Source organism: Hungatella sp., from assembly GCF_046966825.1.
Genome location: NZ_JBKVCZ010000038.1, coordinates 24,336 through 50,714 on the forward strand (window position 1 = coordinate 24,336; position 26,379 = coordinate 50,714).

Below are 26,379 nucleotides of genomic sequence, written 5' to 3' on the forward strand. Positions count from 1 at the left end.
GCCTGCGTCATCCCTCCGCGATTCAGCTCTGCGGTGCGGTATGATGCAGGCATATTCTATTCTTTGATTATGGAAAGCATGACGGAAATATCTTCAGCCGCCATTTCGGCCTTCGACTTTTCAATTAAAATATTTTGCCCGGTCATAATGTAGGAAGGCATTATCCGGATACCCTGATACCATATTTCACTCTTTCGTATCTTATAGGTGGACACCGACGGTATCACATTTTTCCCAGTGGCCTTTTTGCTTATCATGTTAAAGGCCTTTTTCGCCACGTCCCCCATCAGCATGATCACTTTCACATGGGGAAAGAGAGACAGCTCCCACTCCAGATACGGCAGACTTTTTTCGATGGTGCTTCTCTCAATGGCCGGGGCCGTCTTGGGCATTTTCACTGCGTTTGTAAGGTAAATGCCCTGCTCCAGCAGTTCTCCCGCATTGTTCACCTGTGCTCCGGCCTTCTGAAACAGCGGAATTGCCGTCGATAAATAGGCCGCCCCGTCACCGCCGTAAAAGTCATCCGCCGGGTTTGATGGCACCACCTCATTAATCAAAACCGTCCGGATTTGCTCGGGCTTCACCTCTAAATCCTGAAATACAAACGCCTCTTGATTACCATTTCTTTTTTCCAGTTCTTCTCTGATATTCATCGTTTCTCCTCATAGTGCTGCAGTGCAGACTTCAGTCTCTTTTCCACCTCTCGCTTCAAAGAAAGCGGACTCAACACGGTAACTTTATCTCCAAAGGACATCAGGAAGCCGTACAGCCACTCATTGTACGGCAAAACCGCCCGGACAGTAAGTTCCCCGTCGCTATCCGTAACCGCCCGGTCATCGAACACGTCATACACTCTGGAGGCCGCTTCCTTCGGGAAACGCAGAACTACAGAGACAGGCTCTCTTTCCTTCTCCCATCGTGTCAGATCCGGCTCCGTTCCTTCCGGTATCCGCTCAAACAGGATCCCCGTCAGCACAATCTCCTTTATCCGCGATAAACGGAACAGCCGGAAATCTTCTCTGACCAGGCACCACGCATACAGATACCACGCCTTGTCCTTATAGATCAGCCTGTACGGATGGCAGTCCCGCTCACTGGCCATTCCATTGGAACCATAGTACTTAAAATGGATCTGCCGTCTCGCCATAACCGCCTGTTTCAGCACGTTGAAATCCAGCCGTTCCCTCTCCGGGTCGCTTCCCCAGCGGGAAACATCCACTTCGATCCAGCTCGTATCCGCCATCTGAAACGCAGCCCTCAGTTTCGATAAAACCGTCTCCATATCAGAATTCTGAACCGCCGCCAGACTCTGCAGGCCGAACAGAATATCCCTCATCTCCTCTTCCGAAAGCAGCGATCTCTCCAGCACAAATCGGTCCAGCAAACGAATTCCCCCACTTCGCCCCGCCACCGAATAGACAGGCACCCCCGCCCCGCTGATCCTATCAATATCCCGGTAAATCGTCCGCACCGACACCTCAAACTTCTCCGCCAGCTCCGGCGCAGTGGCCTGTCCCTTTTCCATCAGATGGTAAATAATTTTGAACAGCCGGCTCTCTATCATTGCTATCACCTCGTTTTTCATCATATCAGATAAAACCTGACATGCTATGTCAGCAATATTATAACTGTACACTTTTAATTAATTATTTTTTCTTTTGCTTTTATCTTTTGCTTTTATCTTTTGCTTTTTATCTTTTGCTTTTTATCTCTTGTTTTTTATCTTTTGCTTTTTATCTTTTGCTTTTTATCTTTTCTAAATTAAGATTTTTTCTGATCTGCGTGTCCGTTCCCGGCAGACTCCGTTTTCTGTGACATTTGCAGGCTGTTAGAAGCTGTTAATGCGTGGGGTTTTTCGTTCTGCCGCAAAGTGCGGTTGTCTGAGCGCAGCGAGTTCCGAACTTTGCGGCAGGCTTTTAGAAAAATCCCACACATTTACAGCTTCTTACTGCCGAAACAGGAACAGAAAGCGGAGTCTGCCGGGGCAGAACGGACACACCGCGGATTAAGAAAAATTACCTCTTGACCTTATCACAGTGGGAAGGTGTACAATACACTCAGAACCGGTTCTACACCTGACAACGCAATATCAGCACAACACCATTTCACTTTGGGAGGTCCTATGTTTACCATTGGAGAATTTTCAAAATTCTGCTGCATTTCCGCAAGGATGCTGCGCCATTACGACCGCATCGGCCTGCTGCATCCGGCCGCCACGGACGAACAGAACGGGTACCGCTACTATGACAGCAGCCAGATCCCCACATTTCAGCGAATCGAGAAGCTGAAGCGATACGGCTTCTCACTGGCCGAAATCAAACGGCTGCTGACGCTTACGGAGGCAGAGTTAAATATCCAGATTCTGCTTCAGTACGAGCGCGTAAAAGAGCAGGCGGCCAGCCTGACGGAGACGCTCACCTGCATGGAACGGGATATCTCCCATTTTAAGGAGGGCATAACCATGAATCGGAACTATCGCGTCATTGTCATGAACACACCGGAGCAGCGCGTCTTCTCCGTTAAACGCACCATTGCCGTCAAGGCCCAGGACATTCACGGCCTCATCTCTGACCTCATGGCACAGGCAAAGGAACGCGGCCTGCACCGCGCGGGTCCCTGTCAGCTGGTCTACATGGGAAATGAATTCAACGAAGACAGGATGGAGGTGGAAGCACAGCTTCAGGTAGCGGAAGCTCATCCGGACACGAAGCTTCTGCCGGAATCCCTCTGTGTCACCGCGATCCACCAGGGGTCGCTGGAGGAGGTACACATCGGGTATCAGGCGATCTGTCAATACCTGGATGCGCATCCGGAATACCAGCTTACCGGAATCAGCATTGAGCGGTATCTAAAGGATGAGAATACGGTCTCTTCTGCGGAAGAACTGGAGACAGCGATCCTGTTTCCGGTAGAAAAAGCGTAGTCCGTTTCCATCATCAATATCAAAAATGCGGACCGGAAAATATGGCAGGATTTTCCGGCCCGCTTTCTTCTGTCCAGCGGCTCTTATATGTTCGCTTATTTTTTCAAATATTTGATACAGCACAGAATAAAACAGATCAGTGCAGCCAATTTTGTCAACTGCAGCACAGCGGTAAAAATGATTGAGATCAGGGGTAAAAACTGAGCGATTAACATGCCATCTCACCTCTCTTTTCCTAACTTTTATCGGTTGTCAGTTCTCATTTCCATGGCGGCCGGGCCTCATGCCTTAAGCGTCCACTTTCCTGCTGTCAAAATAGACAAACCGGTCGATGGCCTCCAATATGTCCTTAAAATCCTCTCTCGGCGCCAGCTCCATGTACTTTCTCAGAATCTCCGTCTCCCGTTTCTTATACGGGCCATAGAAGATATCATAGAGGTTGTGGCCTCTCATATAGATCTTAAACTCTTCCATATGCGCCTTCAGTTCTTCCACAGATGAGAGCGTCCCTCCCAGCACCTCTGTCAGATGGCGGCCTGACTGCAGGCGGTATAAATACTCCTGCCATTTGGAAAAGAGCGTCTCATAGAATGCCTCCTCGCTCTTCACAATTCCAAGCTCTGCCATAATCTTTGGATTTAAGAAGTAATTTTCAAAGGAATAGTACTTGAGAATCAGCACATTTCTCCTCGTAACCTTCGGCAGCTTATCGACATCCTCCAGGCTCCGCTCGTCGTAGTACCGGCAGAGCTGGCCCGCCAGTTCCTCCGGGTTCTTTCCGTCACCGTCGCGGATCATCAGAAACTGATCCCGCAAATACACCTGATTCATGTATTTTAAGTTGGCGTACGTCTTGATATTGGTACAGCTGTTGGTGGTGATAATCGAAATCCGGGACAGATTGCCGTTAGCATCGTGAATCTCCGAATAATACTTCTCCAGCAGCAGCGGCAGCCGGCTCTTATCCTGTTTTCCCTCCACGATAAAGACGAAGCTCACGTTCAGGAAATCGTTGGCCCCATAACCGAGATCGTCTAAAATGGCGTCGATATCCGTGCGTTTGCGCACCACGGAATAGTCTTCCTCGTCCAGCACCACCTGGCGGATCTGGCGGCTGGTAAAGTTAAACAGCATATTCGGCGAATGGGTCGTGAAGATCACCTGATTCTTCTTCGACAGCTGGTACAGGATCTCACTGGATATCTTCTGCAAATGAGGATGAAGGAAAATCTCGGGATCTTCCACAATGATCACGCTGGGGATCCGTTTCTCATCGTCCGTGTACGTCTGAAGCAGCGACAGCATATAGATGCTCTTCATGCCCCCGCTGAGATTTTCGATGGGGTTCAGCCGCCCGTGTTCTTCGTGGTACGTCTCCGCCGTCACATGAAACATCTCATCCGGATTGCAGTTCAAGGTGAACTTGATTTCCTCGAATCCGCCGTTCTTTCTGTAATTGGCGTTGACCTTTTCCGTAAACTCTTTTAAATTAAGCTGATACATCTTATATTCCAGAAGCTTGGACGTCTCGTAAAGCTTCAATTCTTCCGGTTTTTTCTGATTGATCAGACCGATGCATTTGAAACACTGGTTGCACTCCTTTGCCGCATCGAACATGCAGACGTGGGCGCGCAGTCTGATCAGCTGCTCATCCTCCTGGAACATGAACAGATCATCCTGAAACTGTTTTAGCTGACGCTCGGTATCGATATAATAAATCCTGGGAAATACCTCCTGGATATACCGGTTGTTCTTCTTATATCCATCGAAAAAGCGGGACTCCCCCTTCCAGTTTACCACAAATGTAAATGACAGGGCCTCCTCCTCATACGACGGCAGCTTTGTACAGAAATCCCTGCGCCATGCGTCATACCGCTTGTACTGGCTCACGATTCCCGCCCGGTGGAACATATGAAGATCTTCCTCTGTAAAATTCAGGGTGATGGATATCTCAATATTCTGTTTTCTTTCATTAAAGTCGCTCTCCCGTATCTGGTAAGAACCGGCCACCACACGGATGGCATCCAGCACCGAGGTCTTCCCCGTGTTGTTCTTTCCCACCAGAATCAGGGCATTTTCGATACCATGAATCTCCATCTCACGGATGGATTTAAAATTCCTGATGTGGACTGATGTGATCTGCATATGTGTTCTCCTTTAGGTTTAAGTATAGGAGATGCCAGGGCAAATTTCAAGCTTCCGCTGAAATTTTCGCAACTATTGAGCACTGGCCCTTCCCGCGCTTCATACTATGGATTATATTCTAAATTCAGGAGTGGTTCTTATGTTCGATTCTGCCGTAGTGCTGACCCCTCTGCACTATGTTTATCTAATCGGTGTTCTTGTAATTCTCGCTGTCATGGTCCTGCGAAAAGACACCCCCGCCGTCTGTATCGCCTTTTTATTTCTCCTCGGAGTCATCGGTCTTGGTTCCATAACAGGCGGAATCATGACCGTGTTTAATTCTATTCTGTTCGCTGCGAAAGAATTCATGGAAGTCATAGCCACCATCGCCCTGGTAACGGCTCTGTCCAAATGCTTAAAAGACTTAGGCAGCGACTACCTGATGATGGTCCCCATGTCGAAAATCATGAAGACCCCCTCCGTCACATGGTGGATTCTCGGAATCACCATGCTGATCTTCTCCCTCTTCCTCTGGCCGTCACCTTCCGTGGCCTTAGTCGGCGCGATTATGCTGCCATTTGCAGTCAAGGCCGGTTTAAAACCGCTCGCCGCAGCCATGGCTATGAACCTTTTCGGTCACGGAATCGCTTTAAGCTATGATTTCGTCATCCAGGGTGCGCCTGCCATTTCCGCCGGTGCCGCCGGAATTTCCACTTCCGATATTCTCACCCAGGGCCGTCCCGTTTTCTGGGTCATGGGAATTGTCACCGTAACCGCCGCATATCTTTTAAACCGTAAGAGTATGGCAGCCACCGAGACCGTGTCCGCAGAGGCCCTGCCTGAGGAGCGGAAGAAAGTGACGAAAGCGGCCATCGCCATCGCGGTCCTCACTCCCGCGGCCTTTCTCGCCGATATTCTTCTGATGCTGGCCTTTGACTTAAAGGGCGGAGACGCCACCAGCATGGTTTCCGGCACCGCCGTACTGGTGATGTGTGCCGGCGCAGTCGCCGGATTTGGCAGACAGTCGCTGGAAAAGGTGACCGATTACGTGACAGGCGGCTTTCTCTTCGCCATCAAGATCTTCGCCCCCGTCATTATCATCGGCGCCTTCTTCTTCCTTGGCGGCAGCGGCATTACCACGATCATGGGCGATCAGTACCAGAGCGGCATCATGAATGACTGGGCCGTCTGGCTGGCTCACAATGCGCCCTTAAACAAATATATGGCAGCCTTTATCCAGATGGTCGTAGGCAGTCTGACCGGTCTCGACGGTTCCGGTTTCTCCGGTCTTCCCTTGACAGGCTCCCTGGCACACACCTTCGGCACCGCCGTCGGCGCTTCGGTACCGGTGCTGGCTTCTCTCGGCCAGATCACAGCGATCTTCGTGGGAGGCGGTACCATCGTTCCCTGGGGGCTTATCCCCGTGGCCGCAATCTGCAACGTCAGCCCCTTAGACCTGGCCCGTAAGAATCTTCCGCCGGTCTTAATCGGTTTTCTCTTTGCCTTTTTAACCGGCAGCCTTCTGTTGTAGCAGCAACAGTAACGGAAATACGTATCCTGAATCACGCTTTATCAAATTGCACTTTTGGAATCACGCATCTTAATGAAATGGAGGAATCTGCCATGTGTGGAATTGCAGGCTTTTATAACCCGCATCGCAATTACTTAGAAGAGGAGGCCCGTTACCGGGATATCTTAAAAGACATGGCCGCGGTGCAAAGACACCGCGGCCCCGACGATTCCGGCGTCTGCCTGAGCAAACATACCGGTCTCTCCCACGCCCGTCTGTCCATCATAGACTTAGTCAGCGGACATCAGCCCATGGAAAAGGAGGCCGGAGGCCGCACATATTCCATCGCCTACAACGGGGAGCTTTATAACACGGAGGAGCTGCGGACGGAACTGCGCGCGCAGGGACACTCCTTCGCCACCACCAGTGACACGGAGGTGATTCTCACCGGATGTATCGAATACGGCCCCGACTTTGTCAAGCGGCTGAACGGCATCTTTGCCATCGCCTTTTACGACGCCTTACACGACCGTGTCATCCTGTTCCGCGACCGGGCGGGTGTAAAGCCGCTCTTCTACACGGTCCGCGGCGACGAGATACTGTTCGCATCGGAACTGAAAGGAATCCTGGCTGTCCCCGGCATCCGACCGAAACTGGACCGGAAGGGACTGAATGAGGTCTTCTCCATCGGTCCCGCCAGAACGTATGGCTGTGGTGTATTTGCCGGTATGGAGGAAGTTCTCCCCGGCCATTTTCTCATCTGTTCCCCCGAGGGCGTCTCTTCCCACTGTTACTGGAAATTAGTGAGCCTTCCTCATGAGGACAGCTACGAAAAGACCATTGAGAAGACGGCCTTTCTCGTTCAGGACTCTATCAAACGCCAGATGGTCTCCGATGTTCCCATCTGTACCTTCCTCTCCGGGGGAGTGGATTCCAGCCTGGTTTCCGCCGTCTGCGCCGCGGAGCTTAAAAAGCAGGGAAAAAAACTGACCACGTTTTCCTTTGATTTTGTGAACAATGATAAGTATTTCAAGGCCAATTCCTTCCAGCCCTCTCAGGACCGACCGTTTGTAGACCGTATGGTGGAGTTTCTGGACTCCGACCACCACTATCTGGAGTGCGGCAACACCGATCAGGCCGACCGTCTCTGTGATTCGGTGCTGGCCCACGATCTGCCCGCCATGGGAGACATCGATTCGTCCATGCTACATTTCTGCTCTCTGGTCAAGGAGCATAACAAGGTGGCCCTGACCGGCGAATGCGCCGATGAAATATTCGGCGGCTATCCCTGGTTCCACAAGGAGGAATGCTTCCGGGCCCACACCTTCCCATGGACGATGGACTTAGAGGCAAGAAAAGTCCTTCTGAAAGATGATTTTCTCGATTACCTGCAGATGGACGAATACGTCAAAGAAACGTATGAGCGGTCTGTCGCAGAGACTCCTGCCCTGTCCGAAGACTCGCCCACAGAGGCGCGCCGCCGGGAAATCTCTTACTTAAATCTTCGATGGTTCATGCAGACGCTTTTAAACCGCATGGACCGCGCCAGCATGTATTCCAGCCTGGAAGCCAGGGTGCCGTTTGCCGACCACCGGATCATGGAATACGTCTGGAATGTCCCCTGGGATATGAAGACGAGGGATGGCCTGGTCAAAAACCTTCTGCGTCAGTCCGGGAAAGGCCTTCTGCCCGACGATATCCTGTTCCGCAGGAAATCGCCCTATCCGAAGACTTACGACACGAATTACGAAAAACTCCTCACCAGCCGTGTCCTCGAAATCATGAACGATTCGTCCTCGCCTGTCATGCAGTTTCTGGACAGAAAAAAACTGGAGACGTTTCTTCAAAATCCCTCCGATTACGGAAAACCATGGTACGGCCAGCTGATGGCCGGTCCGCAGATGCTGGCCTATATACTTCAGATCGATTACTGGATGAAGGCCTATAAGATTTCCCTGGTTTAAGACGCTGGCCGCGCACACTTTATATACATTTAATAATTTTGGTGATTATTTTCCGACAAATTGTATTGTAAAATGAAATATTCATGTTATAATATTTTTAGACGTTTTTACACTTAGAAAAGGGGAATAATATGTTTGGTTCATCAAAAGGAGCAACAACAGAAGCATTAGAAAAACTGGTTCAGAAGGGCAAATGGGATAAGATCAAGAAAAGTTATTTAAATTCTGATTCAGAGACAAAGGTACATTTAGCAGAAGCATGTGCTTCAGCCGTGGGCGACGATTCCAGCAATGTATTGATGGCACTCCTCGACTCACCCGAAGATGAAGTAAAAGTGGCTGCACTTAAATCTCTCGCAAAAGTCGGCAACGATCACTGCGTGAGCCGTATTCAGCAGATGATCGCTTCCGTACCGGCTGACAAAACAGCACTTCGCGGAGAAATTCAGAATACGCTTCAGGCACTTCGCGGAAAACAGTAGAGCAGATAGCGGCAAAACTGACAACAGTAAAACAGCGGCACACAATACACGTGGCCGCTGTTTTCTATTAATTTAGAATATATTTTAAAATTCATTACTTCCCGCCATGCTATTTCGGAAATTTTACGCCTGCTCCATCTCCTCCGTCACGCTCTGCATCTCCTTCGTATCACCGATGAGAATCGCTCCGGTCAATCTGCCATTCGCATAATACCGGGTCTTATAGATCTTCTTTTCCGGGTCTTCCTCGTGCTTCACCGTATACTCAATTTCGGAATTCTTTCCCACGTCGCCCACGGCAAAAAGGGAAGTTTCCATACCGTTAAAGGTAAGTGCTGCGGGTACGGTGTGGTAAACAAGGCCGTCGCCGGCCGCATTGGCGCCCGCTGTCCTGCCCATCTCCACCGCCTGCGGCCAGATCGCATAGTTGATTCCCTCATACTCGGCGCAGTCTCCGCATGCGTATACGGACGGAATGGTGGTCTCCATAAATGCATTGACCTTGATGGCTCTTCCGATCTCCGCTCCCGCGTCTTTTGCCACACCGACATTTGCACGGACACCGGCTGATACTACCACCAGCTCAGCCGGAACTACGGTGCCGTCGCCCAGACGCACTCCCGTCACATCCGTCTCTCCCTCGATCGCCTCAATCTTCACATTTAAATAGATGGCGATTCCTACATTCTGAATCAGATCCTTCAGGAATTCACCGGCTCCCGCATCCAGCTGACGGCCCATCAGCTGCGGCGCCAGTTCCAGAACCGTCACCTCCAGGCCCGCCTTTTTCAGTTCCCAGGCTGCTTCCAGTCCCAGAACACCACCGCCGATTACCACGGCGTGCTTCGTCTGAGGAAGAAGGGCGCCTACTTTTTCCGTATCGGTGATTCTCCGGATCGCTATAACCTGCGGCTTATCATGACCTGGAATCGGTGGAATAAAGCATTCCGAACCCAGGGCGTAAACCAGCTTGTCATATTTTAAGCGGATTCCATCCGAAAAGGTCACTTCTCTGGACTCCGGATCGATCCTCTCCGCCGTCTTTCCTGTCAGGGTTAAAATCCGGTTTTCCTCATACCACGGTGCGTCATGAACCAGAAGCTGTTCCCTGTTGTTCTCTCCCAGCATGGATTTCGTCAGCATGGGACGGCTGTAGGGCAGTATCTCCTCGTTCGTCGCCATCACGATGGAGGCTGTGGAATTCCGTTCTCTTATGGCCTCTGCCGCGTTTAACCCCGCCGCGCCGCCGCCCAGAATCAGAAATATCTCTTCCGTGTCTCTGTGGAAGGACTTCTCCTCCTCCGTAAATGGGATGAAGTTCTCCGGTCCCACTCCGCATACGGGACATACGCTTACCCCATCTTCAAATACCGCGCCGCATACCAGACATTTTACCAGTTTCTTTTTTGTTTCACCCATGTGAATACCCCTTTCCGACTCTCATAGTATCATTTCCTATATTTGTTAAAATCAGTATTAATTACTATTATTGTAATAATATCACATTTGTCTTCCTTTTACAAGACTAACTTCGTTAAAATTTTGTAAACGTAGACAGAAAACTGTAAGGTCCCCTCCCGTGCTATTTGTGCTAAAATATCAGGGAATGGCAGTTAAATGGACATGCCAGCATGTTTACCTTGCTCGCTGCCTTCGCAAGAATAAAAGAGGGGATCCTATTATGAAGCAGTATACGATTGGAGACGTGTCGAAAAGACTGGGCATCAGCCGCGACTCGCTCCGTTTTTATGAAAAAAAGGGCATCATCACTCCGCAGAAGCTGGAAAACGGCTACCGGTGCTACAGCTATGAGGATATGAGAAAGCTTCTCGACATCATGTTCTACCGGAGGCTGAACTTCAGCATTGAGGATATCAACCGAATCCTTCATCAGAGTTCCTTTGGTTCTTATTATACCATGATTCAGGAAAAAATAGCAGAGGAAGAACGGGAAGTGGAACGGCACCGGCGTTCTTTGATCCATCTAAAGTATCTTACTCAGCTTTATAAAAATATTGACGATTATTTAAATGATTATGACATACGTCCGCTCCGCCGCTATTACAAGGTTGATGAGACTCTCATTGACAAGCTGGCCGTTCATGATTTATGCTATATCTATCAGGAATATCAACTCAGGGAAGGCATGCCGGGTCAGGTGGATGAATACTACTTATTCGCCGCAGATACCGCTGCCATCATCGGACTGGAGGAACAGTTATCCGGCCGCCTCTTTATTCAGCATGAGCGGTGCGTCTATACGGTTATCGCATCCGCCAGCCGCATCCCGGACACCCGCTCCATCATGAAGGCGGTCTGCTGGGCCAGAGATCAGGGATATAAGCTGGAAGGTACGGCCTACGGCGGATTTCTGCTGAGCTGCGCGGTCGATGAGATGCAGACAGCTGTGCCGGAGGAGGCCGATGTCAGCCAGCCAGTTTATTACATCGAACTGTATCTGCCGTTAAAGGAGTAACAGCTGTAAACCGACGTCCTTTCCTCAGATGATTTTCCACTATTGCTGTGTCATTTATGCAATGAAGTACCAGAGTACTCTCGGAAAATCTTTCTATCCAGATTTGTGAGGGTACTCCACAAAAGAGAAGGAGGATTTAATCATGAGTAAGGGAAAGGGAGTCATGCAGGAATTCAAGGCGTTTATTCTGAAAGGGAATATCATCGATATGGCCGTCGGCGTCATCATAGGCGGGGCGTTCAGTAAGATCGTTACCTCTCTGGTAAACGATATTCTGATGCCGCTTTTGGGCGCAGTCACGGGTGGCGCTGATTTTGATACCTTTAAAATTGTTCTCAGCCCGGCTGTAAAAGATGCGGCGGGCGAAATTATTAAGGCCGAAGCTGCTGTCCGCTACGGGCTTTTCTTTCAGAATATTCTGGATTTCCTGATTATCGGCGCCTGTATGTTCTTTATGATCAAGGCGGTAGCCATGATCAGTTCCCGTCTCCGTCACGAGGAAGAAAAAAAGGAAGAAGCTGCACCAGCCGGCCCGACACAGGAAGAACTGCTGGCGGAAATCCGCGATCTGCTGAAAGCACAGCAGAATGCCGAGTAGTATTTCCTGCGGCAGTCGCCAAATGGACGCGCCAGCGTGTCCGTTTGGCTCGTTGCTCGCGGGAATAAAGACTGTCCGATCAGGGAATCGTAAGAAACAGCATCGGAAAGGAGGCTGCCGATTTGAATCAGCATAAAACCATTTACCTGGCAGGCGGTTGTTTCTGGGGCATGGAAGAATACATGTCCAGACTGGACGGCGTCTGCGAAACAGAGGTCGGATACGGAAACAGCCTGGTGGAATATCCCACTTACGAACAGGTCTGCACCGGCACTACCGGCGCCGCGGAGACGGTTAAACTCATTTACCGTCCGGAGGAGACGGAGCTTTCGACTCTGCTGGAGGCTTATTTCGCAGTCATCGACCCTACCATCTTAAACCGGCAGGGAAACGACCGCGGAACCCAGTACCGCACCGGAATCTATTACGAAGATCCGGCGGACAGGGAACCCATCTTAGCCGCCATTTCCAGACAGCAGAGAAAGTATACCGTCCCGGTCGTAACCGAGGTGCTTCCGCTTGACAATTTCTATCCTGCGGAGCAGTATCATCAGGATTATTTAAAGAAGAATCCGGGCGGCTACTGCCATATTGACGTCAGAAAAGCGGATGTATTTAACGAGGAGGAACGGCTTCGCAGGGCTCACGATTCCGTCGAAGGCCCTGGAAAAGAGCGCAGCTATACGGTACCCTCTCCGGAAGAGCTGAAAAGCAGGCTGACGCCGCTTCAGTTTGAGGTTACACAGAATCAGGCGACAGAGCATCCCTATCGGAATGAATATTTCAATCATTTCGAGCGCGGACTGTACGTGGACATCGTTACGGGGGAACCGCTCTTCTCCTCCTCTGATAAGTTTGACTCCGGATGCGGCTGGCCCAGCTTCTCGAGGCCTGTCAAATCCCTTTCGGTAAAGGAACTGAAAGATCAGAGCCATCACATGGAACGGACGGAAGTCCGAAGCCGGGCGGGAGACAGCCACCTTGGCCATGTCTTCGACGACGGCCCCATCGACAGGGGCAGACTGCGGTACTGTATCAACAGCGCGGCTCTTCGCTTCATCCCGTATGAAGAGATGGAAAAAGAGGGCTACCGGGATTATATGGATCTCGTCTGAGACCACCAGAGATACCCCGGGCGGCCAGGTAACCGAACTTAAAACGATTAGAATCATGTATGCATAAAGAAAAGAACCGGGAGCACCAGCCCGGCCTCCATAATTCGGACGGTCGGAAACAGGTGCTCCCGGTTCTTTTTCGTTATAAACCGTTACTTACTTCTATTTTTCTAAACTATGCCTCTTCCCGCAAAACGATTGCTCCGCAGCTCTTCAGGCAAAGTGTGCCGTCATTCTCCAGGGTACTGAGCGTCCCCTCCGGAGCACTGTCATCATTCGTCAGGAGAACCGTATACCTCTTCTCCGGAAGCGTAAGCGTCTTCTCTTCTTTTCCGAAATTGGCAGCGATAAATACGCGATCTCCGCTCTCGCTTTCCCGATAGAAAGCAAAGACCTCCTCATCCGCCTCAAATGCCGGGACGAACCTGCCAAAGATCAGTGTCTCCCGGTACGCTTCCGATTTCCTAAGGGCAATCAGCTTTTTATAGAAATGAAGGACTGAATCCTCGTCATTTAACTGGTCCTCCACGTTGATCTCCGTATAATTGGGATTCACCTTCAGCCAGGGCTTTCCCGTCGTAAATCCGGCTTCCTTCTCATGGCTCCACTGCATCGGTGTCCTCGCGTTATCGCGGCTGTAACGGATACAGGCGTCAAGTGCCTCTTCCTCTGTACACCCAGCCTCCAGAGCCGTCCGGTACTGATCCTTCGTGTTGATATCGTCGTAATCTTCTATGGAATCCATGGGGCAGTTTCTCATTCCGATCTCCTGTCCCTGATAGAGAAATGGAAGGCCGCGAAGAAGGATATTAACAGCCGCCAGCATCTTGATTCCTCTGGGATTTACCGCATACTCCGGCAGATACGTGGACGCACCACGGGGCTCATCGTGATTTTCGATGATATTGGCCAGAAAACCCACGTTCTGAACCTCCAGCTGGGATTCGATTACGGTCTTCTTCCATTCGGAGAATTTGACTGGCTTTGCGTCGTACCAGCCGTGTTCCCCTCCTGTCAGCAGATGAGCAGAGAAATCGAACATCGTCGAAAAGTGACCATTTTCCCCCACAAATTCCTTCAGTTCCTCTTCCCTCATATTAAATACTTCCGCAACCGTAAATGCCTGATACGGATCGAAGGCCTTCTGCCGCAGCTCCTCCAGCAGCTCGCCGACCCCCTCGACCTCTTCCACCATTTTGGTACAGGAAGCCAGCCCGTCGGGACCGTCTGCCGGGAAATCCGGGAAATTCGGATCCTTTTTAATATTGATGATGGCGTCGATCCGGAATCCGGCCACCCCTTTTTCCAGCCACCAGCGGATCATGGCAAACAGTTCTTCCTTCATCTTCGGATTATTCCAGTTTAAATCCGGCTGTTCCTTTGCAAACAGGTGCAGATAGTAGAGGTCGGTACCCGGAACCGGCTCCCAGACGCTTCCTCCGAAATAAGACCGGTAATTGCTGGGTGCACCGCCGTTCCTGCCCTTTTCAAAGTAGAAATAGTCCGCGTACTCGCCGTATGGATCGGCAAGCGCCTTCTGAAACCATTCATGCTGGTCGGAGCAGTGGTTGATCACCAGGTCCATAACGATCTCGATCCCCCTCTTCTTCGCCTCGGCCAGAAGCTCATCGAACTCCTCCATGGTGCCGAACTCCGGGGCAATCTTATAGTAATCGGAAATGTCATACCCCTGGTCCACAAAGGGAGACTGGTAGATCGGCGATATCCATACAATATCAATACCAAGTTCCTTCAAATAATCGAGTTTCTCTATAATTCCTCTCAAATCACCGATTCCATCCCCATTGCCGTCGTTAAAGCTCTTGGGATAAATCTGATAGGCTATTTTCTCATGCCACCATTTTCTTTCCATGGTCTTCCTCCTGTTGTCTCAAATGTATTGTCATTATAATACGGAGCCTCTTACATTTCTTGCAGTATACTTCCCAATTCTAACACAATTCTGCTGTCTTCTCTGCCGCGCCCCTGCAAAACCGTGCTCCGGGCCGGAGAAAGTACAAAAAATACCGCATTTTGCTAAAAAACGTTTGTATATTTATGATTTTTCTTTTATAATAGATAGGCAGTCTTTTTCTAAACAGGGGAAAATGCGAAAGATAATGATAAGGAGAAATGATGACTATGGAAGAACGTTTGATAGGGACAATTTCAAGAGGCGTACGTGCACCGATTATTCGTGAAGGAGATGACCTTGCAAAAATCGTTGTAGATTCCGTTATAGATGCTGCCGCCAGCAGCCGCTACGGCTTTGAGATTCAGGATAAAGATATTGTTGCCGTTACGGAGGCCGTCGTTGCAAGAGCACAGGGCAATTACGCCAGCATCGACAACATCGCAGCGGATGTAAAGGAGAAATTCGGTGATGAGACAGTCGGAGTTATTTCCCGATTTTAAGCCGTAACCGTTTCGCCATCTGCTTAAAGGGAATTGCCCGCGGCGTGAAAAAGGTCGTGCTTATGCTCTCCTATCCTTCCGATGAAGTCGGCAACCACTTAATCGACGAGGATGAGCTGGATGCAAAGGGCGTGAATCCATGGGCTGATGTGCTGAGCGAAGAGAAATACAGAGAGCTGTTCGGCTATAACAAGCACACCTTCACCGGTGTTGACTATATCGAGTACTACAAGGACGTGATCAAAGAGCAGGGCGCAGAGGTCGAGGTCGTTCTGGCCAATGACTGCCGCACCATCTTAAAGTATACGGACAACGTGATCTGCTGTGACATCCACACCAGAGCGAGAAGCAAACGCCGCCTTCTGGCTGCAGGAGCGAAAAAGGTCTGCTGTCTCGATGACATCATGACCGCATCCATCGACGGAAGCGGTTACAATGAGAACTACGGACTCCTCGGTTCCAACAAGGCAACAGAAGAGACTGTCAAGCTGTTCCCGCGCGACTGCCAGCCATTCGTTGACAGAGTTCATCAGATGATGATGGAGCGCACCGGCAAGCACGTGGAAGTGATGATCTACGGCGACGGCGCATTCAAGGATCCGGTCGGAAAGATTTGGGAACTTGCTGATCCGGTCGTTTCACCGGCTTACACGGAAGGTCTGGAAGGACAGCCCAACGAGCTTAAGTTAAAATACCTGGCGGATAACGATTTCGCCGATTTAAGCGGTGAGGAGTTAAAGAAGGCCATCTCTGAGAGAATCCGTACAAAGGATGACAATCTGGTGGGCGACATGGCTTCCCAGGGTACCACCCCAAGACGTTTAACGGATTTAATCGGTTCCTTATGTGACTTAACCTCCGGTTCCGGAGATAAGGGAACACCGATCATCTTCATTCAGGGATATTTTGATAATTACACGAAGTAAGGAAGCTTGTCCGTCCGGCTCCATGCTCTCGGGAATAAAAAGGAACCGGCGTCCGGCCAATGTATATTGGCGGGCGCCGGTTCCTTTTTGCTGCCGGCTTATCTGTTATTTATGATCCCTGCTTATTTACTGCAATGATACATGAAACAGTAAATTCCGGTAAAGTCTGAACGCTCATATATTTTTTACCACCGCTACCGCTATGGCCGATCCAAAGACTAGCACGAACCAGATTGCCGTCAGCCACAATGGCCATTGGATTTCCAGCATTCGGTTGAATGGGATCACGAAGAGGCTGGCGAGACAGATCTGATTTAACCCCACAATCTGTCTTTCATACCGCAGGCGTCTGTTTTCGGCGCGCTTCACCAGCCGTTCTCCCCGCATTCTCTTTTCTGTCTCCTCCTCCCCATGTCCGGCTGCGGAGGCCAGCAAGACAGAGGCCGCCAGAGCCAGCACCGTGACGGCCAGTGTCCAGACGGTCATGACTGTCTCGGAAACCGGTATTCTAAGGACTGAGTTCACCGGGAAAAATACCAGCGACGTGATTCCGCACATGGCAAAGAACCAGACAATCCGTCTCAGCTTTATCACAGGCTCTGTTCTGTCTTTCTTCAGCCGTTCCGCCCCTCTCCGCTCTAAAACCTTCATCTGCAGATCAAATAGCCCCGTATCGAGCGTCTGAAAATCCCAGTCCCTCTTCTTTAATTCCAGGCAGACCAGTTTCATCCGGTTCAATGCGGCCTCCTCCTCTTTCAGCTGATACTCCCGCTCCTTAAGGAGCTGTGCCAGAGACCGCTTCCCCTGCTGAAACTGCCGGATATCGGAAACCGTGACTCCCAGCATCCGGAGATACTTGATTTTCTCCAGCACCTCCCTGTCTTCCTCTGTATATTCCCGGTAATTATTCTCACCGCGTGCCGGTGACAAAAGCCCTTCTTTTTCGTAAAAGCGGATGTTCGCCTTCGTAACTCCCACCTGCCGCTCCATATCCTTAATTTTCATTGTCTTTCGCCTCCTTCTTTCCCTCATTATAAGGGTTCAACAAGGTTTAATGTCAATAGAAAAAATAAAATTATGCAGCTCAGAGGTCCAGACTGAAAAGCGAAAAATTATACCGTTAGAATTTACCACCACTTAATCAAATCCGTCACTTCATTTCTCAAATCCACAAAATCCTTCGCCGCAATATCCCGCGGCCTCGGCAGATCATTTCGAATCTCTTTCTTAATACTGGTAGGCTTATTGGTAAGCACCAGAATCCGCTCCCCTAAATAAACCGCCTCTTCAATATTATGGGTAATAAAGATAACCGTAGTCCCGTTCCTCTTCCAGAGATTTAAGAGTTCGTCCTCCAGCTTGAATCTCAGTTCGATATCCAGCTGTCCGTACGGCTCATCCATCAGCAGCAGCTCCGGCTCCGTGGCAAACGCCCTGGCGATTACCACCCTCTGCAGCATGCTGGCAGAGAGCTGATCCGGATAGTACTTCCGGTATTTTGTAAGGCCTACCACCTCTAAATACTCGTTTACCTTCCGGTCCGTGGTTTCCTGATCCGTGTGCTTAATCTCCAGACCAAACCGCACATTCTCCTCCACCGTCAGCCATGGCATGGTGGAATACTCCTGAAAAATGTAAGCGACGCTGTGTTTATTCAAATCCACAGGCTCATTGTTAATCAGGATCTCTCCGCTTGTTGGCTGGTAAAGCTTCGTCAGGCTGTTTAAAAAGGTCGTCTTGCCGCAGCCGGTAGGACCGACAATGCACAGGAACTCCCCTTTCTTCACATCGAAAGAGATATGATCCAGCACGAGGAGGTCATCGAACTTCTTCGTCAAATTCATTACCTTTACTTTTGTTTCCCTTTTTTCTTCCATGAGCGCCTCCTTTACAGCGATTTATCCATATTTTCCGTAATCTCCTGGCGGAGGCGGAGAAATTCAGGGTCCACGTAGCTTCTCGGATGCGGCATATCGATGATGTATTCCTTCTTTATGGTGGATGGACAGTTTGTCATCAGAATAATCCGGTCTGCCAGAAATAAGGCCTCCTCGATGTTATTTGTGACAAAGATAACCGTGCGTTTTTCCTTCTGCCAGATCCTCTGCAGCTCTTCTTCCATCATATAACGGGTCTGAGCATCGAGATGGCCGAAGGGCTCATCCATGAGCATCAGGTCAGGATTGTTGCTGTAGGCCCTGGCGATTCCGACACGCTGACGCATGCCTCCGGACAGTTGGGAGGGATAGCTCTTTTCAAATCCCTTTAATCCAACCAGGTCGATATAATGATCCGCTTTTCTTTTCCGCTCATCCTTGCTTAAGCCACGCACCCTGGGTCCAAACTCTACATTTCCCATGACGGTAAGCCACGGAAAGAGCGCCGTCTTCTGGTACACAACGCCGCGTTCCGGCGCCGGTTTTTCCACTTTTTTGCCGTGATCGATGACCTCACCGGAGGTAGGGGTGTCGAGGCCTGCCAGAATATTGAGCAGTGTAGTCTTCCCGCACTGTCCCGGTCCGAAAAGCACCAGGAATTCATTTTCACGGACAGAAAAGTCAACATCCTTCAGCACATGGTTCTTTCCGGAGCCGTCGTAGCTGTCAAACTCCCTGGAAACGTGGCCGCACCGAAGCACCTCATTTACAGTCCCTGCTGCTGATTCCATATGCACAACCTCCCTTCCAGTTTTGCCATGGCCGTTGCCAGAACGTATCCAACAATGCCGATAGCCAGCATTCCTACCATGATCTGAACGGTGTTTCCGTTTGTCATTCCCATGACGATGAGCCAGCCAACGCCCTCATCCGAACGCACCATTTCCGCACCGACGACGGCCGACCAGCCGGCCGTGATGGCGATCTGAAGCCCTGCGAAAATATAAGGAATCGACGAGGGCAGAACCACCCGGAAGAACACCTGGTGTTCCGAGGCCCCCAGCATTCTGGCAGCTCCTAAAAGGACAGAGTCCACATTTTTCGTTCCGTCATACGTATTGACCGTAATGAAGCAGAAGCAGCCCAGGAAAATGATGAAAAACTTACTCTGATCGCCCAGTCCGAACCACAGGATAGACATGGGAATCCATGCCAGAGGCGGAATGGGGCGGATAAATTCAAAGATTGGTTTGATGATGGCTTCCACAGTTTTCGAATACCCCATGGACACGCCTAACGCAATGCCGGCAATTGTCGCAAAGAAGAATGCAACACCTACGCGGTAGAGACTTACGCCGATATGCACCAGCATGGTATGCCTTCCGATCGGTACCGTAAAGCTCTCGAAGAATTTCCACAGAATTTCCGATGCAGGAGGGAGAAACATCTTTGCATTGGTAAACCGGGCCACGGCTTCCCATACGATAAGCAGGGAGGCAAATGCCACAACCGTCATGACGGCGGCCATATTTCTCTTAAAAAAACGGCTGGATGCGCTTTCCATTCTATTTTCCTCCCTTGACGAATTTATTCTGCAGCTTTTCCAGGATAAAGGAAAGCAGATAACCGATCACACCGATGGTGATCATTCCCACGATGATGACATCGGGGCGTCCCAGCATCCTTGCCACCTGAATCATGTAGCCTAACCCTCTCGTCGCTGCTAAGAGCTCAGCTGCCACCAGAGCTACCCAGGAAGAACCGAGTGCCAGCCTTAAGCCGGTAAAAATCATGGGAAGAGCCGTCGGTATTGCAACCTTAAACAGCATCTGCCTGTTGGATGCACCGAACGTCCTGGCTACCCATAAATGAACCTGGCTCGTTCTCTTGATTCCGGCATAGGAGTTAATGGTTGCGCTGATAAACGCCGCAAAAAAGATAATTCCTACCTTTGACCAGTAACCGATTCCCAGCCAGAGAATCATCAGCGGAATCCACGCAAGCGCCGGAATCGGCCGGATTACATCGAACAGCGGTTTGGCAAACATCTCGAATTTACGGCTCCAGGCCATGGCAATTCCCAGCGGCACTCCGATCAACACTCCCACCACGTATCCTCCAAGAGCAATCTTCATACTGGCCGCGATATGCTGGAGAAGGGTCGCTCCATCCGGATTGACCCCTCCTGTCAGCTTGTAGACAAACGTGTCCAGTACCTTTGCCGGGCTTGGAAGCATCATGGGAGAAATCAGATGCAGAATATCGGTTGCCATTTCCCAGATAAACAGGACGGTGATAACCGAGCACACCGACAGAATCCGGTACTTATACTTTGCAGCAATTTCTTTCATCTGCGTTCCCTCACTTTCTCTAATTTACCCCTTTGACAAACTCCGGATCGATGTTGCTGTCAAACTTGTCCATCAGCTCCGGTTCCAGCTGTCCTAAGCCTATGTAGAATTCTCCCAGTTCCCTTGCGAAATTGCCTAAAGTACGGTCTTTCCAGTCAGCCGCGGTGATAAACTGCACACGTCCCAAGTCGCTGACACAGCTCTCCCTGCTGGCCTCTGCTCCCGCATCCTTTAAGAAATCCACCATCAAATCAGCCGCCATGTCGGGATCTTCATTTAACACCTTGCAGGCTTCCACAACACAGTCCATATATTTCTGAACCAGCTCCGATTTTCCTTCCACTGCTTTTCGATTGCCTACAACCATGTCCACGTAGCGGGTTCCTAAATCGGCGAGATTTCCTACCTGCACCATGCCGTCATCTACGGCTTCAAAGAACGTCGGTACATTTAAGGCTACCGCGTCACACTGGTTTGCTAAAAGTGCCTGGTAGGCCTGTGCCGTATCCATATTTACGATATTCACATCGGTGATACCCAGTCCCAGTTTTTCCAGCCATTTTAATGTGGTAAAATGCTGAGCCGTGCCGATCGGAAGAAGAATCGTCATTCCCTTCACCGTCTCCGGGCTTCCGAGGACATTGGGATACGATGGATTGTAGCCTTTTTCCTGCGCTGCCGGTGAATCCGGTTTTACGAAGACTCCCAGGCCGTCTGTCGACTCCAGGACTTCCCCGATAATCATCATGTCATAGTTTGCCACACCGGTGACGGCCGCGGCGCCCATGGAGCCCACATCCCACAAGTCGGCGGCCAGCGCCTCATTCATGGGAGCACCTGTTGCAAACATGATGGTATCCATTTTAAATCCGGCCTTCTCATCCAGCTTATTCTTCCTGATATACTCTGTCGGAAGGCTTGTGATAAACGGCATCATTGCCACACGAAGCACCGGCAGATCCCCTGACGCCTCCGCCTTAGCATCCTTTCCTCCAGCAGTGCTGCTCTGGCTGCTGCCCGCGCTTCCACAGGCTGTCAGTGCAAGTGCAAGGCCGAGGGCCATAGTTGAACGTAATACTTTTTTCCATTGTCTCATATCGATTCCTCCTGGTATTTCACGAGCTTCATACTTTGGCTCGTTATAATAGGTCCTTACTGTCAATTGGAAAACACATGAACACTCGACTTGCCGCAACCAACTCATAAGTTATCCGTGTTTTCCTCTTATGAGCCCATTATAGCCCGGCTGCCAGGGGCTGATTTTTCTATTATTTTACTTTTCTTTTGCATTTCAGATCAAACGACCATACGGACCGAAAATCACTTTTTAAATTCTTACTTTTGTTTCTATATTTTGACTTTTTTACACGAGGCACAGAAAAACGGGTAAAGAGAGTGACATTCTTTACCCGTTTTTCCGTGAATGGATATTACTTTTTATTTATTTCACTACCAGATTCACGATCTTATTAGGAACGTAAATCTCTTTTACTATCGTCTTTCCTTCCAGCAGCGGTACGATCTTCTCGTCCTTCACCGCAATGGCAAATGCCTCTTCCTTATCACAGTTTGCAGGCAGTGCCACCACGCTTCTGAGCTTTCCGTTCACCTGCACGCCGACCTCCACGGTTGAATCCATGGTCTTTGCCTCGTCGTATACCGGCCATTTCGCCATGGAGAGGAATCCCGTTCCGCCCAGGCTTTCCCAGATCTCCTCGCACACATGCGGAGCGATCGGGCATAACAGCTTGATATAGATGATGAGCTCGTCCTTCGTGATCTGCCCCTTCGCATAAATGTCGTTCAGCAGGCCCATGAGTGCAGCTATCGCTGTGTTAAACTTCATTTCCTCCAGGTCGTTCGACACCTTCTTGATCGTCTTATGGAACGCGGTCTCCAGTTCCGGTGTCGCGCCCTCTCCGCTGGCCATCTCACACAGTCCGGCAACACGCTCCAGGAAACGCTTACAGCCCTTTACGGAGCTGTCACTCCACGGTGTAGCCGCGCCGTAATCGCCCATGAACAGGACATACGTACGCAGAACGTCCGCACCGAACTCTTCCACAACGTCCAGCGGATCCACGACGTTGCCCTTGGATTTGCTCATCTTGTCCCCATCCGGTCCGAGGATCAGACCCTGAGCGGTACGCTTCGCATAAGGCTCTTCCGTGTTCACCACTCCCATATCGTACAGGAAATGGTGCCAGAAACGGGAATAGATCATATGGCGTGTTACGTGCTCCATGCCTCCGTTGTACCAGTCAACAGGCATCCAGTATTTTAACTTCTCAGGATCAGCCAGCGCTTCCTGATTATGAGGGTCGATATATCTTAAGAAGTACCAGGAAGATCCGGCCCACTGAGGCATGGTATCCGTCTCGCGCTTCGCGGCTCCCTTACACTTCGGGCAGGTGCAGTTTACGAAGGATTCGATTCCGGCAAGCGGCGACTCTCCCTCCTGACCCGGCTCGAAATTATCCACCTTCGGCAGGCGGAGCGGCAGCTCCTCATAAGGAACCGGAACGACGCCGCAGTCAGGGCAGTGAACGATCGGAATCGGCTCTCCCCAGTATCTCTGACGGTTAAATGCCCAGTCCTTCATCTTATACTGAACACCGGCTTCACCGACACCCAGCTTCTCCAGCTCCTTCACCATGCGGGCGATGGAGTCCTTTTTATTCGTCAGGCCATTTAAGAAATCGGAATTGATCATCCTGCCGTCGCCGGCGTACGCGGCCTCGGTAATATCGCCGCCCTCGATTACCTGCACGATGTCGATGCCAAACTTCCTGGCAAATTCATAGTCACGGTCGTCGTGGGCTGGTACCGCCATAATCGCGCCGGTGCCGTATCCCATCATAACATAGTCCGCAATATAGATCGGAATCTTCTTGCCGGTCAGCGGATGAACCGCGCTTAGTCCGTCGATACAGACTCCCGTCTTCTCTTTTACCAGCTGGGTGCGCTCGAACTCCGTCTTCTTCGCACACTCTTCTCTGTACGCCTTAATCGCATCCATATTGGCGATCTCATCCGCGTACTTGTCGATCATCGGATGCTCCGGCGCAATAACCATGAAGGTGACGCCGAACAGCGTGTCCGGACGTGTCGTATAGATGCGGAAGGATTCGTCCTTGTCTGCAAGGCTGAAATCCACGAATGCGCCTTCCGACTTGCCGATCCAGTTCACCTGCTGCTGCTTGATATTCGGCAGGTAATCCACGGTATCCAGGCCATTTAAGAGCTTGTCCGCGTATTCCGTGATTCTTAAGAACCACACCGATTTGGACTTCTGAACGATGTCGCTGTGGCAGATATCGCACTTTCCGCCCTGACTGTCCTCGTTGGATAAAACGACCTTACAGGAAGGACAGTAGTTGACAAGAGCCGTGTCACGGAACACGAGGCCCTTTTCAAACATCTTTAAGAAAATCCACTGGGTCCATTTATAATAATCTTCCTCCGTCGTGTCGACAACTCTCGACCAGTCGAAGGAGAATCCCACTTTTTTCAGCTGATTGGAAAATCTGGCAATGTTGTCATCTGTAATCTTTCTCGGGTGCACGCCTGTCTTGATTGCGTAGTTCTCTGTCGGGAGTCCAAAGGCGTCAAATCCAATGGGAAATAAGACGTTATATCCCTCCATCCTGCGCTTTCTCGAAATGACTTCCAGGCTTGAGTACGCCTTGATGTGGCCGACGTGCATACCGGCTCCGCTCGGGTACGGAAATTCTACCAGACCGTAAAATTTCGGTCTCTCGTCGTTGTCCACAGCCTGAAAGATACCGGCCTCGTCCCATTTTTTCTGCCATTTGGGTTCTATCTTTTTAAAATCGTGCTTCATAATCTGCCTCCATTTTTTTGCTGATACGACCATTATATAGATTCCTTCCATAAAATGCAAGGTTTTACTTTTTTAAGCCGTATCTCATAAACATTTCCTCCGGGCAGCTGTTTTCCTTCATCCGTTCCGCCATGAGCGCTGCCATATACCGCTCTGCCTCTTCATCGTGTATCGGATGCTCCTGGCCGGGATCATTCTCCAGATCAAACAGCATGGTATCGTACTTCGCCTGGCCTGCTTCCTTCTCATATGGAATTCTTAAGACCGGAAGCCCCTTGGTAAAGGACAGGCCTTCTGACAGCGTCATCTTCTCCAGTTCCCCGTTTTCGATAAACGCTCTGCGGCCGCCATGACGGGTCGGCATCAGCGTGTACTGATAAATCCCGGTATCTGTATCCACAGGACTCCTCATATAGACATACCTCCCGTCGGTACAGTTGATCTGCCCTCCGAAAATGCCGTACAGCGCCGCTTTTCTCACCGCTTTCCCGCCGTCTGCAAGCACCGGCTGGAGCGGAACTCCCTCCATGTCCTCCGGCAGCCAGAGCCCGAACTGAGTGAGAATCGTCGCCGGCAGATCGATGGTCTGAACCAGGCTGTCCGCGTGAATTCCCCTGGCCCCCGTCACCGGATCCCAGATAAACAGCGGGATTCTGGCCACTTCATTGTAGAAAGGGCAGTGGCATTTGGCCCACTGACCGTGCTCAGCCAGCAGAAAACCGTGATCTGTGTTTACAATGACCATGGTGTCCTTCCACATGCCGTACTCGTCCAGCAGGTCCAGCACCTCTCCCAGCTTCTCGTCACACATGGTCAGCAGCGCCGCGTATTCCGCCCTCAGGTGAAGAATCTCTTCCGGCGTGTCCCGCTCATCCACCTTCCGGTAATCCGGCCAGTCATAGACGCCGCCGTTATAGGGATCCGGAAACAGCTTCTTAAACTTTTCCTGGGAGAAAAACGGCTCATGAGGATCGAAGGTCTCAATCTGTAAATACCACTGATCCGCCCCGTGATTTGTCCGGATAAAACTGCATCCGGCTTCAAACGTCAGGCTCTGCGGCTGTTTTTCCTCGGTCTCCATATAGGAACGGTTGACAAAATCCTGCGGAACCCAATTGTGTTCCCAGTTATCTGCCACCCCGTCACAGCGGTTTCTGTATCCTTCCGGAATCTGATCCGGGGAAACAACGCCCTTCCAGGCATCCCCCTCCTGCCCCCGAAAGCCTTCCCAAGTCCGGTATCTCGTATGGTAGGTGGCGCCCCCATCCTCAAAATAGTGGTAATGGTCCGTCACCATATGGGAATGAATTCCGCTGTGATTTAAAAGCTCCGGCATGGAATCATCGAATGGTTCCAGCGGCCCCCAGCTCCGGTGCAGAAAATTATACCGCCCCGTGTGAAGCTCCCGCCTGGCCGGCATACAGGGAAGACTCCCCGCGTAGCAGTTGTCAAATGTGACGGAATGCTCCGCCAGCCTGTTGAAGTTGGGCGTAGCCGCCAGGTTCCCTCCATAAGGATTCAGCATATTCCGGTTCAATGAATCAAACATTACCATGATTACCCGCATCTTTTTCTTCTCCTCTCCTGTATTCATAGGGATTGACCCCGTAGCGTTTCTTAAAAGTCGTCGAGAAATAACTGACATTCGGATATCCCACCGATTCCGCGATCTTCTGGACGCGCTCCGGTGTATGGGACAGCAGATAAGCCGCCTTCTGAAGCCTTGTCTCAGAGAGAAATGTGCTGTAGGTACAGCCTGTCTCCTCCTTAAAAA

At 50.6% G+C, this 26,379-nt stretch carries 21 protein-coding genes and 1 pseudogene; 8 read left to right on the top strand and 14 right to left on the bottom strand.

The window, feature by feature from the left end:
* Window positions 1-56: 56 nt before the first annotated feature.
* On the bottom strand, window positions 57-653 hold the full coding sequence (locus ACLTD4_RS13895) for a uracil-DNA glycosylase family protein (RefSeq protein WP_117621843.1): 597 nt from the start codon (window positions 651-653) through the stop codon (window positions 57-59).
* On the bottom strand, window positions 650-1,588 hold the full coding sequence (locus ACLTD4_RS13900) for a YafY family protein (RefSeq protein WP_333490878.1): 939 nt from the start codon (window positions 1,586-1,588) through the stop codon (window positions 650-652). The genes ACLTD4_RS13895 and ACLTD4_RS13900 overlap by 4 nt, the downstream gene beginning before the upstream one ends.
* 534 nt (window positions 1,589-2,122) lie before the next feature.
* On the opposite strand from ACLTD4_RS13900, the gene ACLTD4_RS13905 reads away from it, so the two are divergent.
* Window positions 2,123-2,923: a MerR family transcriptional regulator gene (locus tag ACLTD4_RS13905; protein ID WP_117621841.1), complete on the top strand. Its 801-nt coding sequence runs from the start codon at window positions 2,123-2,125 to the stop codon at window positions 2,921-2,923.
* 288 nt (window positions 2,924-3,211) lie between these two features.
* On the opposite strand, the gene ACLTD4_RS13910 is transcribed toward ACLTD4_RS13905, so the two are convergent.
* Complete coding sequence (locus tag ACLTD4_RS13910; RefSeq protein ID WP_117621840.1) at window positions 3,212-5,068, bottom strand: ATP-dependent nuclease; 1,857 nt, start codon at window positions 5,066-5,068, stop codon at window positions 3,212-3,214.
* Between the two features lie 139 nt (window positions 5,069-5,207).
* Here ACLTD4_RS13910 and ACLTD4_RS13915 point away from each other — a divergent pair, with 139 nt between their 5' ends.
* From ACLTD4_RS13915 to ACLTD4_RS13925, 3 genes are all read left to right on the top strand, one after another.
* A complete protein-coding gene (locus tag ACLTD4_RS13915; protein WP_117621839.1) occupies window positions 5,208-6,578 on the top strand; it encodes a citrate transporter in 1,371 nt (456 codons plus the stop codon).
* 92 nt (window positions 6,579-6,670) lie between these two features.
* Complete coding sequence (gene asnB / locus ACLTD4_RS13920; protein ID WP_117621838.1) at window positions 6,671-8,521, top strand: asparagine synthase (glutamine-hydrolyzing); 1,851 nt, start codon at window positions 6,671-6,673, stop codon at window positions 8,519-8,521.
* 131 nt (window positions 8,522-8,652) lie between these two features.
* Window positions 8,653-9,003: a hypothetical protein gene (locus tag ACLTD4_RS13925; RefSeq protein ID WP_002600418.1), complete on the top strand. Its 351-nt coding sequence runs from the start codon at window positions 8,653-8,655 to the stop codon at window positions 9,001-9,003.
* Window positions 9,004-9,126: 123 nt separating this feature from the next.
* Here the strand turns inward: ACLTD4_RS13925 and ACLTD4_RS13930 are convergent, their stop codons facing one another.
* On the bottom strand, window positions 9,127-10,422 hold the full coding sequence (locus ACLTD4_RS13930) for an FAD-dependent oxidoreductase (protein WP_117621837.1): 1,296 nt from the start codon (window positions 10,420-10,422) through the stop codon (window positions 9,127-9,129).
* 262 nt (window positions 10,423-10,684) lie between these two features.
* Between ACLTD4_RS13930 and ACLTD4_RS13935 the strand changes: the two genes are divergently transcribed.
* From ACLTD4_RS13935 to msrB, 3 genes are all read left to right on the top strand, one after another.
* Window positions 10,685-11,479 carry a MerR family transcriptional regulator gene (locus ACLTD4_RS13935; protein WP_055655534.1) on the top strand — a complete coding sequence of 265 codons (795 nt, stop codon included), beginning with the start codon at window positions 10,685-10,687 and terminating at the stop codon, window positions 11,477-11,479.
* A gap of 142 nt (window positions 11,480-11,621) precedes the next feature.
* On the top strand, window positions 11,622-12,077 hold the full coding sequence (gene mscL, locus ACLTD4_RS13940; RefSeq protein WP_055655536.1) for a large-conductance mechanosensitive channel protein MscL: 456 nt from the start codon (window positions 11,622-11,624) through the stop codon (window positions 12,075-12,077).
* Between the two features lie 122 nt (window positions 12,078-12,199).
* Window positions 12,200-13,192 (top strand): peptide-methionine (R)-S-oxide reductase MsrB, encoded by a 993-nt coding sequence (gene msrB, locus ACLTD4_RS13945; protein ID WP_117621836.1) that lies wholly within the window; start codon window positions 12,200-12,202, stop codon window positions 13,190-13,192.
* 175 nt (window positions 13,193-13,367) lie between these two features.
* Here the strand turns inward: msrB and ACLTD4_RS13950 are convergent, their stop codons facing one another.
* Window positions 13,368-15,065, bottom strand: a complete 1,698-nt coding sequence (locus ACLTD4_RS13950) for a glycoside hydrolase family 13 protein (protein ID WP_117621835.1) — start codon at window positions 15,063-15,065, stop codon at window positions 13,368-13,370.
* 269 nt (window positions 15,066-15,334) lie between these two features.
* Between ACLTD4_RS13950 and ACLTD4_RS13955 the strand changes: the two are divergent.
* Window positions 15,335-16,533: pseudogene (locus ACLTD4_RS13955) on the top strand (coenzyme F420-0:L-glutamate ligase).
* A 174-nt stretch (window positions 16,534-16,707) separates the two neighbouring features.
* Here the strand turns inward: ACLTD4_RS13955 and ACLTD4_RS13960 are convergent.
* The 9 genes from ACLTD4_RS13960 to ACLTD4_RS14000 all read right to left on the bottom strand — a co-directional run.
* Window positions 16,708-17,538: a MerR family transcriptional regulator gene (locus tag ACLTD4_RS13960; protein ID WP_117621833.1), complete on the bottom strand. Its 831-nt coding sequence runs from the start codon at window positions 17,536-17,538 to the stop codon at window positions 16,708-16,710.
* 122 nt (window positions 17,539-17,660) lie between these two features.
* On the bottom strand, window positions 17,661-18,410 hold the full coding sequence (locus ACLTD4_RS13965; RefSeq protein ID WP_110325894.1) for an ABC transporter ATP-binding protein: 750 nt from the start codon (window positions 18,408-18,410) through the stop codon (window positions 17,661-17,663).
* Window positions 18,411-18,421: 11 nt separating this feature from the next.
* The gene (locus tag ACLTD4_RS13970) at window positions 18,422-19,201 is read right to left on the bottom strand and encodes an ABC transporter ATP-binding protein (RefSeq protein WP_055655546.1); all 780 of its coding nucleotides are present in this window, start codon (window positions 19,199-19,201) and stop codon (window positions 18,422-18,424) included.
* Complete coding sequence (locus ACLTD4_RS13975) at window positions 19,177-19,974, bottom strand: ABC transporter permease (RefSeq protein WP_117621832.1); 798 nt, start codon at window positions 19,972-19,974, stop codon at window positions 19,177-19,179. Before ACLTD4_RS13975 ends, ACLTD4_RS13970 begins: the two co-directional genes overlap by 25 nt.
* A gap of 1 nt (window position 19,975) precedes the next feature.
* The gene (locus tag ACLTD4_RS13980) at window positions 19,976-20,761 is read right to left on the bottom strand and encodes an ABC transporter permease (protein WP_002600431.1); all 786 of its coding nucleotides are present in this window, start codon (window positions 20,759-20,761) and stop codon (window positions 19,976-19,978) included.
* 19 nt (window positions 20,762-20,780) lie between these two features.
* On the bottom strand, window positions 20,781-21,857 hold the full coding sequence (locus tag ACLTD4_RS13985) for an ABC transporter substrate-binding protein (RefSeq protein WP_117621831.1): 1,077 nt from the start codon (window positions 21,855-21,857) through the stop codon (window positions 20,781-20,783).
* A 345-nt stretch (window positions 21,858-22,202) separates the two neighbouring features.
* On the bottom strand, window positions 22,203-24,605 hold the full coding sequence (leuS, locus tag ACLTD4_RS13990; RefSeq protein ID WP_117621830.1) for a leucine--tRNA ligase: 2,403 nt from the start codon (window positions 24,603-24,605) through the stop codon (window positions 22,203-22,205).
* A gap of 64 nt (window positions 24,606-24,669) precedes the next feature.
* Window positions 24,670-26,172 carry a sulfatase gene (locus ACLTD4_RS13995; protein WP_117621829.1) on the bottom strand — a complete coding sequence of 501 codons (1,503 nt, stop codon included), beginning with the start codon at window positions 26,170-26,172 and terminating at the stop codon, window positions 24,670-24,672.
* Window positions 26,147-26,379 (bottom strand): helix-turn-helix domain-containing protein (locus tag ACLTD4_RS14000; RefSeq protein ID WP_412331364.1); only part of this gene is annotated, 233 nt, incomplete at its 5' end. The genes ACLTD4_RS13995 and ACLTD4_RS14000, both read right to left, overlap by 26 nt.